This is a genomic window from Undibacterium sp. (genome assembly GCF_030683615.1).
In the GTDB taxonomy this organism is placed as follows: Bacteria; Pseudomonadota; Gammaproteobacteria; order Burkholderiales; family Burkholderiaceae_D; genus Undibacterium; species Undibacterium umbellatum.
The window spans coordinates 19,621-34,201 of sequence record NZ_JAUXQE010000038.1; the positions used below are offsets into that span (position 1 = coordinate 19,621).

12 protein-coding genes and 1 riboswitch are annotated in these 14,581 nt (G+C 52.3%); of the genes, 10 read left to right on the forward strand and 2 right to left on the reverse strand.

Annotated elements, in window-relative coordinates:
• Positions 1 to 25 precede the first annotated feature (25 nt).
• The 8 genes from Q8K39_RS21130 to Q8K39_RS21165 all read left to right on the forward strand — a co-directional run bounded on the left by Q8K39_RS21130 (position 26) and on the right by Q8K39_RS21165 (position 9,697).
• Positions 26 to 754 (forward strand): pyridoxine 5'-phosphate synthase, encoded by a 729-nt coding sequence (locus Q8K39_RS21130; protein ID WP_305263183.1) that lies wholly within the window; start codon positions 26 to 28, stop codon positions 752 to 754.
• Positions 755 to 919: 165 nt separating this feature from the next.
• A riboswitch (cyclic di-GMP riboswitch) is annotated at positions 920 to 1,004 on the forward strand.
• A gap of 39 nt (positions 1,005 to 1,043) precedes the next feature.
• The gene (locus Q8K39_RS21135) at positions 1,044 to 1,952 is read left to right on the forward strand and encodes a response regulator (RefSeq protein WP_305263184.1); all 909 of its coding nucleotides are present in this window, start codon (positions 1,044 to 1,046) and stop codon (positions 1,950 to 1,952) included.
• 69 nt (positions 1,953 to 2,021) lie between these two features.
• Positions 2,022 to 2,387 carry a PleD family two-component system response regulator gene (locus Q8K39_RS21140; RefSeq protein WP_110257528.1) on the forward strand — a complete coding sequence of 122 codons (366 nt, stop codon included), beginning with the start codon at positions 2,022 to 2,024 and terminating at the stop codon, positions 2,385 to 2,387.
• Positions 2,388 to 2,422: 35 nt separating this feature from the next.
• Positions 2,423 to 2,968, forward strand: a complete 546-nt coding sequence (locus tag Q8K39_RS21145) for a chemotaxis protein CheW (RefSeq protein WP_305263185.1) — start codon at positions 2,423 to 2,425, stop codon at positions 2,966 to 2,968.
• A gap of 78 nt (positions 2,969 to 3,046) precedes the next feature.
• A complete protein-coding gene (locus Q8K39_RS21150) occupies positions 3,047 to 4,852 on the forward strand; it encodes a methyl-accepting chemotaxis protein (protein WP_305263186.1) in 1,806 nt (601 codons plus the stop codon).
• 66 nt (positions 4,853 to 4,918) lie between these two features.
• Positions 4,919 to 8,782, forward strand: a complete 3,864-nt coding sequence (locus Q8K39_RS21155) for a response regulator (protein WP_305263187.1) — start codon at positions 4,919 to 4,921, stop codon at positions 8,780 to 8,782.
• A 2-nt stretch (positions 8,783 to 8,784) separates the two neighbouring features.
• Positions 8,785 to 9,273 (forward strand): hypothetical protein, encoded by a 489-nt coding sequence (locus Q8K39_RS21160; protein ID WP_305263188.1) that lies wholly within the window; start codon positions 8,785 to 8,787, stop codon positions 9,271 to 9,273.
• On the forward strand, positions 9,266 to 9,697 hold the full coding sequence (locus Q8K39_RS21165) for a hypothetical protein (RefSeq protein WP_305263189.1): 432 nt from the start codon (positions 9,266 to 9,268) through the stop codon (positions 9,695 to 9,697). Before Q8K39_RS21160 ends, Q8K39_RS21165 begins: the two co-directional genes overlap by 8 nt.
• Here Q8K39_RS21165 and Q8K39_RS21170 read toward each other — a convergent pair.
• Together Q8K39_RS21170 and Q8K39_RS21175 are read right to left on the reverse strand one after the other, a co-directional pair.
• Positions 9,694 to 11,031 carry a sigma-54 dependent transcriptional regulator gene (locus Q8K39_RS21170; protein WP_305263190.1) on the reverse strand — a complete coding sequence of 446 codons (1,338 nt, stop codon included), beginning with the start codon at positions 11,029 to 11,031 and terminating at the stop codon, positions 9,694 to 9,696. The two genes, Q8K39_RS21165 and Q8K39_RS21170, sit on opposite strands and share 4 nt — an antisense overlap.
• 10 nt (positions 11,032 to 11,041) lie before the next feature.
• A complete protein-coding gene (locus Q8K39_RS21175) occupies positions 11,042 to 12,922 on the reverse strand; it encodes a sensor histidine kinase (protein ID WP_305263191.1) in 1,881 nt (626 codons plus the stop codon).
• Between the two features lie 210 nt (positions 12,923 to 13,132).
• On the opposite strand from Q8K39_RS21175, the gene Q8K39_RS21180 reads away from it, so the two are divergent.
• Together Q8K39_RS21180 and Q8K39_RS21185 are read left to right on the forward strand one after the other, a co-directional pair.
• Positions 13,133 to 13,663, forward strand: a complete 531-nt coding sequence (locus tag Q8K39_RS21180) for a hypothetical protein (RefSeq protein ID WP_305263192.1) — start codon at positions 13,133 to 13,135, stop codon at positions 13,661 to 13,663.
• 14 nt (positions 13,664 to 13,677) lie between these two features.
• Positions 13,678 to 14,577 carry a fatty acid desaturase gene (locus Q8K39_RS21185; protein WP_305263193.1) on the forward strand — a complete coding sequence of 300 codons (900 nt, stop codon included), beginning with the start codon at positions 13,678 to 13,680 and terminating at the stop codon, positions 14,575 to 14,577.
• Positions 14,578 to 14,581 lie beyond the last annotated feature (4 nt).

Here is a 14,581-nt window from a genome sequence, read left to right on the forward strand (position 1 = left end):
ACCTCGCCCAGACTTTGGAATCACCATGACCGCACTCTCCATCAACATCAACAAAATCGCCTTGCTGCGCAATTCCCGTGGCCGTAATTACCCTGACGTGCAGGCCTTTGCTGCCCGCTGCCTGGATCTCGGTGCGCGTGGGATTACCCTGCATCCGCGTCAGGATCAAAGGCATGCGCGTTATTCGGATGTGGAAACACTGGGTGTGCTATGCCAGGCGCGTGGTGTGGAATTGAACGTCGAAGGTTATCCTGCGCCAGACTTTCTCGAAGTTGTAAAACGCCACAAACCTGCTCAATGCACGCTGGTGCCGGATGCGCCAGATCAGCTGACTTCTGACCATGGCTGGGACTTGCGCAAGGATGCGGACTTTTTACGACCTGTACTGGCTGAACTCAGGGCACTGGGCATACGCAGCAGTTTGTTTGTCGACTACGACAATCAGGATATGCATCTGGCCAAAGAGCTCGGCGCAGACCGTGTCGAGTTATATACCGAACCCTATGCCGAGCATTTTGGAACGGCAAAGGGTGAAGAGATTTTCCAGGGCTTCGCGGCCGCCGCTAAACGCGCCCAGGATGCGGGCCTGGGTGTCAATGCTGGCCACGACCTGAACCTGAGTAACCTGACTAAATTCCTGACCATACCCGGCATACTGGAAGTGTCCATAGGCCATGCGGTCATCGTTGAATGCCTGGAGCAGGGCATAGCCGAAGTGCTAACAACATATGCAAAAATTTGTCAGCAAGCTTAAATTTTGCATCTTTTGCATGAGAAAATAAAAAGCAAAAAAATGTTAACTTTTCCCTTGTAGCTTACAAAATCATGAACTACATTGGGGTAACGGTGCTTCGCATGAGGCACTGTGGTTGGTGTACCGCCCTATGGATGAGAAGTAGTTCATAGGGATAGCATCAGCGTTGTTTAAAGGCAAACCATCCGAAAGAGTGGGACGCAAAACTACAGGGCCCTCGCTGATCATGGCAGGGCAGCCAGGTACCGTAATCCGCAACAGCGGTGTTTCGTTAAGAGGTAGGTCGCTCATGAACAGCATCTCTACGGCGCTCCCCTGCGCTTCAAAAAAAATTCTGATTAGTGTATTTGGTTTGTCTGAGTATGAATTGCGTCTGGTGCGCAGCGTGCTCAGCTTGACCATGGCCAGTGGGCGCAAGCATTCCTATGCGCTGTTTGATGCCAGTCAGGCTGCTGATCCGGATATCGTCATACTTGACCCCGACAATGGTCAGGCCAGGGCTGCTTTGCAGGAGCTGATAACAACACGCAATATTCCTGAACCCGCAACCGTTTTTATTTCGAATGTGGGTCAGGCAAAGCCAGGTAAATATCATTTACTGCATCCCCTGGTTCCGACCAAGATGTTGGCTTTGCTGGATCAGGTAGCAGGTGAGCTGGAAAAAGTGTTGCCAGCGGAATTACCCGCCGGTGCCGCCATGCTTCAAAAGGCAGATATGAACAAAGCAGCTATTGTGCAACCACTGGTGCAAAAGAATTTTCAGGCAGCGGTCATGCAAACCGCTCATCGCGCTTTGATTATTGATGACAGCCCCACCGCAAGAATCAAGATTGACCTTGAATTGCGCTCCATGAAGATTGCTTCCGACTGTGCAGAAACAGGTGAACAAGCCTTGCAAATGCTGGAGAAAAAAAACTACGACATCATCTTCCTCGACATCGTCATGCCCGGTGCCGACGGCTATGAAATTTGCAAGATCATACGCCGCCATCCACAAACCAAGCGCACGCCTGTCGTCATGCTGACCAGCAAGTCTTCCCCTTTTGACCGCATACGTGGCTCGCTCTCAGGTTGCAGCAGCTATCTGACCAAGCCAGTAGAGCACCTTAAGTTTCGCGCTGTAGTGGAAAAGACCCTGACTGCAGGAGACGCCATCTTCACCATGGACAAGAATCAGGACTTGGCCATGGGCATCTGATTTTTTTGCAATTAGCTACCTTTGCCCTGGGGATCAGGGTGTTTCATCTACACATCTCGGGAGTACATCATGGGCATGAAAAAAGCACTCGTTGTTGACGATTCCACTACTGAACTGGCCAACATCAAAAGCATATTGACCGATGCCGGTTATGTGGTGATCACCGCGTCCAGTGGCAAGGATACTTTGGAGAAAGCCAAGGCCGAAAAACCCTCGATTATTTTCCTCGATATCGTCATGCCAGAGATGGATGGTTATGAAGCTTGCCGCAGTCTGACGCAAGACCCTGCAACCAAAGACATTCCTATCATTTTTGTCAGCAGCAAATCTCAAAAAGCTGACAAGATCTGGGGCCAGTTGCAAGGTGCCAAAGGCTATGTCGCCAAACCCTATACTGCTGACCAGATCATCGATCAGCTCAAAATCGCTGCCTGATTTCAATATCCTTTTACCCATGCATGGGGGCGGTCATGAGTCAAATCACATCCAGCAATGCCGGGCAGCCTACGGAATGGCTGCCACCCAGCATTGCTCTGGATCGCTACACTCCACCCGGTGATTTGTTGTGGAGCGATGTGGCACCGCTAGTCGAAAGAAAGCGTTATGGCTATCGCGTGGGTTCGCTGAATTTGCTGATCAGGGCTGAGGTAGGGAGTGAAGTGATACGACCACAGGCTGTTGCGCCTCTGCCGGGTGCAGCAGCCTATTTGCTTGGTTTGATCAACCTGCGTGGCAATCTGGTGCCCATCTTTGATCTGGGCCTGGTGCTTAGTGGCCGCAGGTCCGAAGTTGCGGCGTCTAAATTATTTTTGATACTGGACAAGGCAGAAAATGCCGTTGGCATGCTGATAGACAGTTATCCGCAACCGCTGACGGAATTGCGTACCATCACACAGATGCCGCAATTGCCAGCAACACTGGAAGCCCATGTAACAGCCGCCTTCGTCAAGGATGACAAGGTCTGGCTGGATTTCAATCATGAAAGTTTTTTTGAAAAACTCAGCCGTAGCGCATAGAGCATCAAACTTTAAGCAAAATCTGGCTGAACCTTGTTTGAATAAGCAGTCTTTGATGTTTTTCTTGTGGAGAGCAAAATGAAATTACGTACTCCGAATATTGGTATCCGTCTCAGTCTGGGATTTACAGCGGTGTTGCTGCTGTTGGCGGTAACTGCCTGGCTGGCGATGTCCAACCTGAAGAGCATCAATGATGGTACTCACCGTATTGTGGACGGCAGCTATCCCAAGGTTGTGCTGGCTTACAAGATGCTCGGTAACGTCAATGCCAATGCGCGTTCCATGCGCAATATGCTGCTCCTGAACGATCAATCGGCAGTGGAAAAAGAACAGCAATTGATTTTGTCACGCAGACAGAACCAGGAAGAAAATATCGCCAATTTTGAAAAGCTGATTACCAGCGATGAAGAAAAAGGCATCTTCCAGACAGCGACTGAAGCACGTACCAAATACGGTACTTCGCAAAGGGAATTCATGCGCCTGGCGACTGAAGGTAAAAAGACAGAAGCGACTACCTGGCTGCTGGGAAATCTGCAAGCCGATCAGGAAAAATGGTTTTCTTCCATGGATAGCCTGATTGATTACCAAACCAAGCTGGTGAACAGGGATGGTGCCGCAGCCGACAGTACCTACGTGACAGCGAAAAATGTGCTGGCGCTGGTGGCCGCGCTTTCCATCTTGCTGGTTGCGGGCGTTGCTTACTGGATGACGCGCAGCATCACCAAGCCGGTATCGCATCTGATCGCCGTTATGCAGAAACTGACGCAGGGCGATGCCACGGTCAGGGCGCGCAGTAGTCACCCTGACGAAATCGGCAAACTTTCACGCCAGTTTGACAAGATGGTGGATGAACGTGAAGCCAGCCGTAAATCCATCGAAGATGAAAATGAAAAACTCAATGAATCCGTGCTGGTCTTGTTGCAGGCGGTGGCGCAACTGGCGAGCAGAGATTTGACAGTAAAAGTGCCAGTATCTGCCGACGTGACTGGTGCAGTGTCTGATGCCTTGAACATGCTGACCAGCGAAACCGCCAAAGTGCTGCGCGATGTAAGTAATATTTCTGCCGACGTGACCGAGGCCACGCTGAAAGTGAAAGCGCAGTCCGATAACGTGATGGCAGCGGCAGCAGAAGAAAGGCTGGAAGTGGAACATACGACCTTGTCACTGTCGAATGCTTCTGAAGAAATGCGCAATATTGCTGACTTGGCACAAACCTGTAACCGCGCTGCTGACAATGCCATACGCTCAACACAACTGGCGATGGATACGGTAAACAGCACCGTGGGTGGTATTAACAGTACCCGCGACATCATACGTGAAACAGAAAAACGGATTAAACGTCTGGGTGAACGTTCACAAGAAATTTCCGGCGTGGTCGGTCTGATCAATGCGATTGCCGAACGTACTCACATCCTGGCGCTGAATGCCAGTATGCATGCGGCATCTGCCGGTGAAGCTGGTCGCGGTTTTGCGGTGGTTGCGGATGAGGTGCAAAGGCTGGCAGAAAATGCGCGTCAGGCGACGCTGCAAATTTCTGGCCTGGTCAATAACATCCAGCTGGAAACTTCAGATACGGTCAACACCATGAACTCGGCAATTGCCCAGGTGGTAGAAGGTAGCCGCCTGGCAGAACAAGCCGGTCTGCAAATGCAGGCAACGCAAAATGCGACGACTGAGCTGGTGGAATCGGTACAGCAAATTGCCATCAAATCCCACGGCCAGGCCAAGGCCAGCCAGGAGTTGCTGGACAGAGCGATACAGATCAAGAAAACCAACCAGGAAACCAGTTTGCAACTTGATGAACAATCTGCACAAACTACCAATCTGGTGGAATATGCAAGGATGCTCTTGTCTACCGTGCGCGTCTTCAAACTGGCAGCCTGATCCCAACAAACCTGCGCAAGAATTTGCGCAGGTTTCTTTCTTTCCAACTCACCCATCTGAGGCAGTATGGAACAGCTAGAAAACCATGCTACAGATTTCAGTCATGTCGTCCTCGGTGCCCTCGATGAGGTATTCAATGCCCTGGAAACTGATGCGACCCATTCAGCTGATGTCAGTGTAGTTACCCGTGCACTGGCTTGCTATATAGAGCAATTGCGCCGTATACGCGCGGCAGCCAGCGCTGCCGACATGCCTGGCCTGCACTGGGTCTGTGCGCTGATAGAACGTAATCTGATCAGCCTGTATAACCAGAACCGCAAACTCACCGAAGCAGAATATTATTTGCTCAGCGAGTGGCCTGATCTACTGGCCAGCCATGCCTTGAATCATGGTGACAAAAATATAGAAACCCTGATCGATCATCTATCGACAGCCAGCTGGCCCCTGCCTTTGAGTCACGGTGATTCTGGCGAATTACGGCAGTTACTAAATAGCGATCCGCTAACCCCCGTAGATGAGGTTGAGGACGCACCTGCACTATTCCTGGTGCCTGCTGCGACACCAGCATTTGCCGAAGCGGTGGTACAAATAGAGGCAGAACAGTTAAGCACCCCCAAACAGTCTTTCGACTTGCATGATGCCCTCGATGCACTGGTGATGACCCTGGCTGCCGATGAGCATTTTGGCCTGGGCGGCGAAACTGATGCAGCTACCCTGCAATGCTATGCCGCCCAATTGCAGGCGTTTTCTACATGTGCTGCGCAATTGTCCATGCATGCTGTGGCCGATGCCTGTCATGCTTTCGCCGATGTCGTCACCTTGAGATCTGAAGTCGCGAATGCCTTGAACGAGACAGAACTGAGTATATTGCAGCGCTTTCCTCTGATGCTGATGGACAGCATTGCCGATGCAGATAATCCTGAAGTAGTAGCGGGTTTGCTGGATGTCATTTATGACCCGGTATGGAATGGGACCGAGGCACTAGCAGAGCCATCAACAGAAATCGAAGTAAATGAAGCAAATGAAGCAACCGAGGCAACGTATACTGAACTGGAACAAAGCGAAGATACTGAACACGGCCTCGCCATGCAAGAAATCAGCAGCGACATGCTGGCCCTGTTTGCCAGAGAATTTGGCTTGATGGCTGACATGCTGGCAGCGGACCTGGCTGCCGTTGTAGCCGCAGGCGATGATGGCGAAAAGCGCCACCTTGCCTTGCAGAACTACGTCGAAGCCTTGCTGCGCATAGCAACAACTTCCGAATCTATAGGGCTGACTGCCTTACATCGTTTCTTATCCCTGCTCGCCAATCTGGTCTCAGCGCAAACTGAAGCTTTGGATAATCAACAAATCAGCTTGCTCAATGATTTGCCTGCCAAACTGACAGGCTATTTGAGTAATCCAACAGAAGAAGTACCTGCGCTGGAGTTGCTGGCTCTTTTGATGGACCAGGTCTGGTCCCAAACTGCGACTATGGATGGCAATGAGTCCCTGTTTGCAGAACTCATCAATGTCAACATTATAGAAGAAATTCACGATGGAGAAGAGCTTGCTGTCTCTATCACGGAAAGCGATGTTTCCATACAATTGCCGGATGATTTGAATACTGAATTATTTGATGGTCTCTTGCAGGAATTGCCAATACAGGTGGGCAGTTTTACCAGTGCCATAGAAAAATTTTCCAGCGGCGCTGGCAGCATGCAGGATGTAGAGCAGGCCAAGCGTGCTGCACATACGCTGAAGGGTGCAGCCAATACCGTGGGAATAGCCGGTATCGCCAACCTGACTCATCATCTGGAAGACTTGCTGATTGCGCTCAGCAATAAGCAAAGCCTGCCCGACCAGGCATTGTCAGAACTGTTGACCGAAGCAGGGGACTGCCTGGAAGCCATGAGCGAAGCAGTGGTCGATGGCGGTACTGCCCCGGCGCAGTCACAACAAGTCTTGCAGCAAGTTTGTGACTATGTCGGCTTTATGAACAGTGGTGAGTTCCTTGTGCGCAGTGAGCCTGTACCATCAAGCCAGTCAGTTGCAGTAACATCAGCAGCACAGCCTGCGAGCGTGGTGCTTGACCTGGTCGAGCCAGGTTCACACGCTGCAGAACCGATGCTGCGGGTACCAGCAAAAGTGGTCGATGAATTGCTGCGCCTGGCTGGTGAAAATGTCATCTCGAATGCGCAAATCCAGGAGCAATTGAAACAGACCCAGAAACAATCGAAAGCGATACAAAAGCACGATGTCCTGTTCCAGAAACTCATCGCCGATCTGGAAACACTGGTCGATGTACGCGGCATGAGCAGTCCACAGAAAAAGGCCAGTATCAGTACTATTGATGGTGATTTTGATCCGCTGGAGTTCGAACGTTATAGCGAGCTGCACACCATCACGGCACAATTGGTGGAAGCACGCACTGATGCCTTTGAAATGTCTAACCACATTGATGAGCAATTGCATGGCCTGGCGGAATTGCTGGAAGTTCAGCGCCGCTTGCAAATGGAAAACCAGCATGCCGTGATACGTACGCGCCTGGTGCCGGTGACGACCATCGTTTCGCGCCTGCAGCGCAGTGTACGCCAGACTTGCCGTTTGCTCGACAAACAAGTGAACCTGAACATACTCGGCGCAAATACCAATATCGATAGCAATATGCTCAATGATCTGACTGATCCATTAATGCATATCCTGCGCAATGCGGTTGACCACGGCATAGAGACAGCAGCCAGCAGGCTGGGTGTGAACAAACCCGCAGATGGCCTGATAGAACTGAGCTTTGCGCGTGAAGGAAATTCCATCGTCGTGCGTTGCAAGGACGATGGCGCAGGCCTTGATTATGCTGCCATACGCCGCACCGCCTTGAAACGCAAGATGATCAGCGCCGAACGCATTTTGTCGGAAGAAGAACTGGCCAGGCTGATCCTGGTGCCAGGCTTTTCTACTCGCGATAGCAGCACCCAGACGTCTGGTCGTGGCATAGGCATGGACATGGTGCATGCACGCATACTGGAAATGAAAGGTTCGCTGAACCTGCGTTCAGTCGCAGGCCAGGGTCTGGTGGTGGAATTGCGTTTGCCTGCAAGTCTCTTGTCAGAACATACCCTGATGGCGCGCGTGGCTGGTCATATGATGGCGATATCCAGCCGTCGCATTATTGATATCCATTACATCACTGATGCACAGATTGATACGCTGGCTGATCAGCCTGTCTATCGCGTCGGCGATGCCGTACATAAATTGCTGAAGCTGGATCAATTACTGGGCATGCAAGACCATCGCAAGGAAGCACGCAGCTATGGCTACCCGGTCTTGCTGATCAGTACCGATACTGGTGCTACCTGTGCCGTACAAGTACAAGAACTGGTGGATGGCCGCGAAGTCGTGGTCAAGAAATTTGGCCGCTATGTACCAAAAATCCAGGGCACCATCGGTGCGGTGATCCTGGGTGATGGCAGTGTTGCACCAGTCATCGATTTGCCGGAATTGTTGCGGGCATCGACGCAGCAGTATATCAATGTGAATGATGCCCATTCTGGCTTGCCAGCGAAAACTGATCATCAGGCTGCACATGTGCGGACAGCGCTGGTGGTCGATGATTCCCTGTCAGCCCGCCGTGCTACCGCACAGATCATGCGCGATGCCGGTTATGAAGTGCGCACCGCCATTGATGGTCTGGATGCAGTTGCCATCCTTGACGAAGTGATACCGGATGTTATTTTGGTAGACATGGAAATGCCGCGCATGAATGGTCTGGAACTGACCAGCCATGTACGCGCCCGCAAGCTCGACAAGCGCATTCCCATCATCATGATCACTTCACGCTCGACCCAGAAGCACAGACAGCAGGGTGATGCTGCCGGGGTGGATGCCTACCTCGTCAAGCCCTTCAGTGAAGATGCCTTGCTGCAGCATATCAACCGCCTGACAGGAGTTTGAACATGGGAGCGATGATGCCGGGCATGAAAACAGAAGTTCGTAACCGTCTGTTGCTGCGTATAGATGGCATGCAACTCATGCTGCCGCAGGGCGATGTCTGTGCGGTCGAATCCGTCGCTGACCTCAATAGTGAAAATGCGCTTGCACCTTCAGTTGGCAGGATTACTTATTTGGGTCAAAGTTGGCCAGTATTGAGTCTGAACGGTGAATTGCAGACGCTGGACAGCATACCTGCGGCACGCCGCGCCTGTGTCATGCTGGCTACCGGCAAGGGTTTCCTTGGCTTGCTGTGTGATGATGTCAGGGTACTCAATCAGCAATCTGGCAGTGACTATGCATTGCCTGCCGCCATGCGCACTGCCAACACACCTATACAGGCTATCATGCCCTTTGAAAACAGCCTGGCCTGCCTCAGTGATGCCAGACACTTGCTGCGATATGGTGCGTTCGCGCAAGTCACGTCTGGACACCTGGAGAAAGAATATGTCTAGTGCAAATGCCTGGTTACTCGATATAGGTGATGGCAGACAAGTCGCCATAGGCCAGCGTGAACTGATACAAATCATGGATGCACAAGACAGCTTTGAAGTGCCGCTGGCACCTGTGCATATGCGAGAGGTAATTTTCTGGCAAAAACGAGCAGTGCCGGTCGTGCAATTGCCCTTGCGTTTGGGCGAAAGGGCTTGTACTGGCAATATCCTGGCCTTAGTGGCATTTCATGATACTGTCAGCAATAGCGTCGGCCTGGGGGCGATACATCTGGCAGCACCACCAGTGCGCGTACTCGTCGATGATGATCAAGCCAGCAGCCTGGATGAAATTGCTTGGGAAGACATGGCAATTTCCTGCTTTGAACAACAGGGGAAAAGCATACCTGTGCTGGATTTGAGTCGTCTGTTCGCAGCAATCCACTAACGCAGTCCATACCTGCGCATTTTGTTCAGCAAACCGACGCGGGATATCCCCAGTTGTTTTGCTGCATGCGTATGATTGTACTGGTTGTCATTCAATGCGCCGACGATAAGGCGCTTCTCCAGCGCGGCCACCTGTTCTTCCAATAAACCCGAATCCACCACAGGCGCATCGCTTGCGACCTCACCGCAAGCCAGGGCCAGATCATCCACTACGATTTCGTTCATCTCACCCGCCAGTGCCATCGCAGTTTGCAGGCAATGCTGCAATTCCCTGACATTGCCGGGCCAGGCATGAGATACCAACCACTCCTGCGCTGCAGCCGTCAGGCGTTTTGGTGGCGTTGATCTGGCCGCAATTGCCTGGGCTATCAAGGCAATGTCTTCTGCCCTGTCTGCCAGCGCCAGGGTGCGCATTTGTATGCCTTTGAGGCGGTAATACAAATCGTCCCTGAAACTTTTTTCTTCAACCATGACGGCCAGATCACGATTCGTGGCCGCGACGATGCGCGCATCGACACGCAATTCGGCTCGTGCACCTATGGGGAAAAAACTGCCAGACTGCAAGAAGCGCAAGAGCTTGACTTGCATGGGCAGGGGCATTTCACCGACTTCATCAAGGAATAGCGTGCCGCCATCAGCCGCAGCGATCAGGCCTTTGCGGTCACGGTCGGCACCGGTGAAGCTGCCTTTGCAGTGACCAAATAATTCACTCTCGAATAATTCTGCGGGTATGGCGCCGCAATGCACGGCGATAAAGGCTTTGCCAGCCCGCTTGCCCTGAGCATGCAGGGCGCGTGCCACCAGTTCTTTACCTGTGCCACTGGGGCCAGTGATCATGACCGGGACATCGGTAGGCGCAATACGCCGTATCAGCGAGCGCAATTCTGCCAGTTCGGCACTGATACCTATCAGGCCCATGCTGTTGTCGTCCGGCAGGGCGCGGGCGCGCCATTCTGCCAGTTCACGTTCCAGGCGGCTTTTGTTGAGGGCGCGGTCAACGACGACCCGTAAGATGTCTGGGTCGAGTGGCTTGGGTAAAAAATCCCAGGCTCCCAGTCCTATGGCGCGCAGCGCCAGTTCACGGTCTGCATGACCAGTCATGACGACTACTGGTACAGGTGCAAATGCAGGCAGCAGGGCCAGGCCTTCATCTGGTGTGAACGAGGGTGGCAGAGCCAGGTCCAGCAAGACCAGGTCAAAGCTGTTCTCTGCAAGCAAGGCATGTACCTGCTCTGCCGTGGCCGCGACTTTGACGATATAACCCAGGCTGGCCAGCCAGTTGCCGCACAGGCGTTGAAAGGCTGGTTCATCATCGACCAGTAAAATAGTTTGCATGCTCATGGTGTCATGGTGATTTGGGGAGATAAAGTTCAAAACAGCAGTTCCAGCCTGAATTACTGACTAGTGCAACGCTGCCGCCATGGGCTTCCACCAGCCTGCGTACTATCGCCAGGCCCAGGCCTGTACCACCAGGGCGGCGGCTCTTGAATGCCTGAAACAAATCGGTTATCTGTTCTGTTGGTATGCCGGGGCCGTTGTCGCAGATGCGCAGCCTCAGCATCTGCTTATGTGTAGCCGCTTCGATGTGGACGCGTGCGTCGGGTCTTCCGCGCAACATTGCAAGTGCATTATTGAGCAGATTATTGAGAATTTGCTCAGTGCGCATGCGGTCTATATTGCCGCTTAAATTTTCTTCGATATCGCAGCTTATTTGGACACCATTCGCCATGCCAGCAGGGCGTAGTTGAGCCACTATTTGATCAACCAGTTCTGCCACGTCCACAGGCTGGCAATTCAGGCGCACTTCACCGGAATAACTGAGCAAATCCTGTATCAGATGGTCTGCTCTTTCTATCTGCTCGCGTATGTCATTGCGCACTTCTGCCGGGCAGGAGATGGCAGCCATGCTGATGATGTTCAGGGGGTTGCGCAATTCATGGGCGACAGTAGCTGCCAGCCCACCCAACTCCGTCAGATGTGCCTGTTGCAGACGCTGCTTTTCCTGGTCTGCATAACGCAGCAACTGATCAAGGCGTCCGGCGGCAGCTGCCAGCAGGGCACCAAATACTGCGCCCACTCTTTGCACACTGGGGGTCGCTCCTTCCCAATGACGCAGTTCGTAATGCCATTCTGCCTGGGCAGCCTGTGCTTGCTGTCGGTAACAAATCACACAGGTTTGTTCAGCGGCGCTGCTGCCGGGTGCACCATCACGGGATAGAAAAACAGGCATGGGCTGGCGCAGATGGGTTTCCAACAGTGCAGAGGCGGTTACCTCCAGTTCTTGCCAGCTAGACGCCGCTTCCAGTTGCAAGCGCCAGTTACTCAGGACGGTGGCTTCCAGATGCGCACCGGGGAAGATCAGTTTCTCCATGAAACTGCGCATGGGTCTTTCCAGCATCAGCATGATGAGCAGCATGCCTGTACCCAATAACCATAACTGCCACAGGGGCAATGCCGCCAGTGGACTAAAGCCGGTTTGTGCCACCAGGCTCAACACCAGACCCGCAATGGCTACCGTTAACACACTTAAAGCTAGCCAGGCCAGGAAGCGGTTGGCCCACAGGTTCACCGCCATCATGTCATATCGCAAGATGCCGAGCACCAGCAAGACCGCATAGAAAGGCAACAGAATCACACTGTACGGGAAGATGGGTATGCCAAATGAGGCATTCAGGAACATCAGCGTAGAAGCTGAACCCCATACCCCGGCCAGGCAAACCGCCAGGATTTGCCCGCGCTTCTTCGGTGCTGCGGCAGGCCATGCCATCAGTAAGAGCAAGTACGCCCAGGTACTCAGGCCACTGACAAAGATGCCGGGTATCCAGCCCCAGACTGGAAACACGTAATAGCGCTGGAATTCCAGCCAGGGCAGGAGGTTACCCATATCAAAGACGGTGATACCCAGCACCACCAGTAAGGCAACTGCATACCAGGCGATGATGCGTGCAGGCTGCAAACGGCCCAGAAACCGCAAGACAAAATGTAGAAAGAATACCGCATTCACTGGGCCGGTATTGACGAGCATCTTGCCGAGTTCGCTAGTCCTGGCATCCCCCAGATTGATGGCTAGTTGCCCGGTTGCCCACAGGCCTATGCCCACGCAAAACAGAGCCAGGGCTTTCATGCCCGGCTGTTGCCCAGCTTTTACCCACAGCCAGATCGCCAGCAAGGGGCTGATGATGCCCTGCAAGGCGAGTGAGAAAAAATAGAGTCCGTAGGCATTCATGGGAAGTAACTGTCAACAATCTTGATAGTAAATTTCAGTCAACTATATAGCAAGCTTACAGTGTTGCTGATACGTAAAGTAAATTTCCTTAAAAAACAAGGGCTTATAAATATTTTCTGACTGGCACGCGGTTTGCGAATAAGGAGATAGGCAGTTTTCATACCTGCCACCCAAAAAAGCCGGAAACCATACAGCGCCGCAGGAAAAATCATGAACTCAACGACATCAAGCTTCCCACATTTCACTTTGCTCACCAAGGCCAACTGGGTCAGGCTCAACCGCATCCTGGCCTGGGCCATGCTCATCACGCCTGTGCTGCAATTTTTTGTGAGGGCGAACCTTGCTCACGCCTTGCTGGTGGATCTCGGTCTCTTGCTTGCGCATGGGTTTTTGTCGTTGATTTTGTTTGGCATGCCCAAAGTCAAACGGCAAAAATTTACGTTTTCAATGCATGTGCTGGGCTTTCGTTTGCATATTTTGAGCCCACGCAATGAATTCCTGTTGACTGGCTACCGCATGACCCAGGCTATCTCTGTTTTGCCACTGTTGTTTATTCCTGGTGCCAGATGGCTGGCATTGTTCGTGTTTTACCCATCGCTAAGGATGCCGGTTTCTTTTGTACAGCATTTGTACAGAGCTATCACCTTTGCTTTTCAGCGCTGGGGTATCAAGTACCTGAGCTCAAGCCTGATGGTACGCATTTATATACTCTTTTTCATCGCTAACTTGATCCGTGCCTGATCAGGAGCGTGAACATGAGCCATATTGTTACCCTGGCTGACGCGGTATTTCCCATCGCCCGCAGCAGTGCAGTCACATCCCGCAAGCAAGCTGCCATACACCCGCTCAATCGCCGCCAGGCAGGCTTGCCCAATCTGAGTAGCCTTGGCCTGGACTTGTTGAATGCCAGTAAATTACAACGTCTGTTCTGGCCAATGCTGCCACTACTGACCCTGGCTGCCTATGCCACAGTTTTTTCCATGCAGTTATACCTCTTGCTGCCACTGGTTTTCGTCTTGCACTTTCTGGTCTCGGTGACTTTCACCCATGACGTATTGCATGGAGCTGCTGGTTTCAAGCCACGCAGCACAGAATGGGTTTTGTTTGCCATGAGTATCCTGTTGCTGGAAAGTGGTCATGCCTTCCGTCAGGCGCATTTGCACCACCACAGCCATTGCCTGGAGCATGATGATTTTGAAGGCAGCCCCGCGCATCTGAGTTTGCTGGGGGCGCTGAAAGCAGGGCCTACTTACCTGGCACGTCATTGGCAGCATGCCTATCGGCTTGCCAAAAGCCCGGTGCAAAAGCGCTGGATGCTGGCTGAACTGTGCATTGCCATCCTGGGAATTGTGATTGCCATCCTTGTGCTGCCCTGGACTGCCGCGCCACTAACGTATTGCGTATTCATGTACATAGGCTCTTGCCTGTATCCCATTACAACAGCATGGTTGCCCCACTTTAAACCCGACAGCAGCATACTGGGGCAGGCCAGAAGCTTGCGTGGCAAGATCATCCCTGCCTTGCTGTTCAATCTTTCTTATCATCTTGAGCATCACTTGTATCCACAAGTGCCCAGTTATAACTTGCCGCAGCTGGCAGACCGGCTGGACCCCTATTTCGCCAAACTGGGTGTGTCAGTATTACATGTGGTTTGAACAA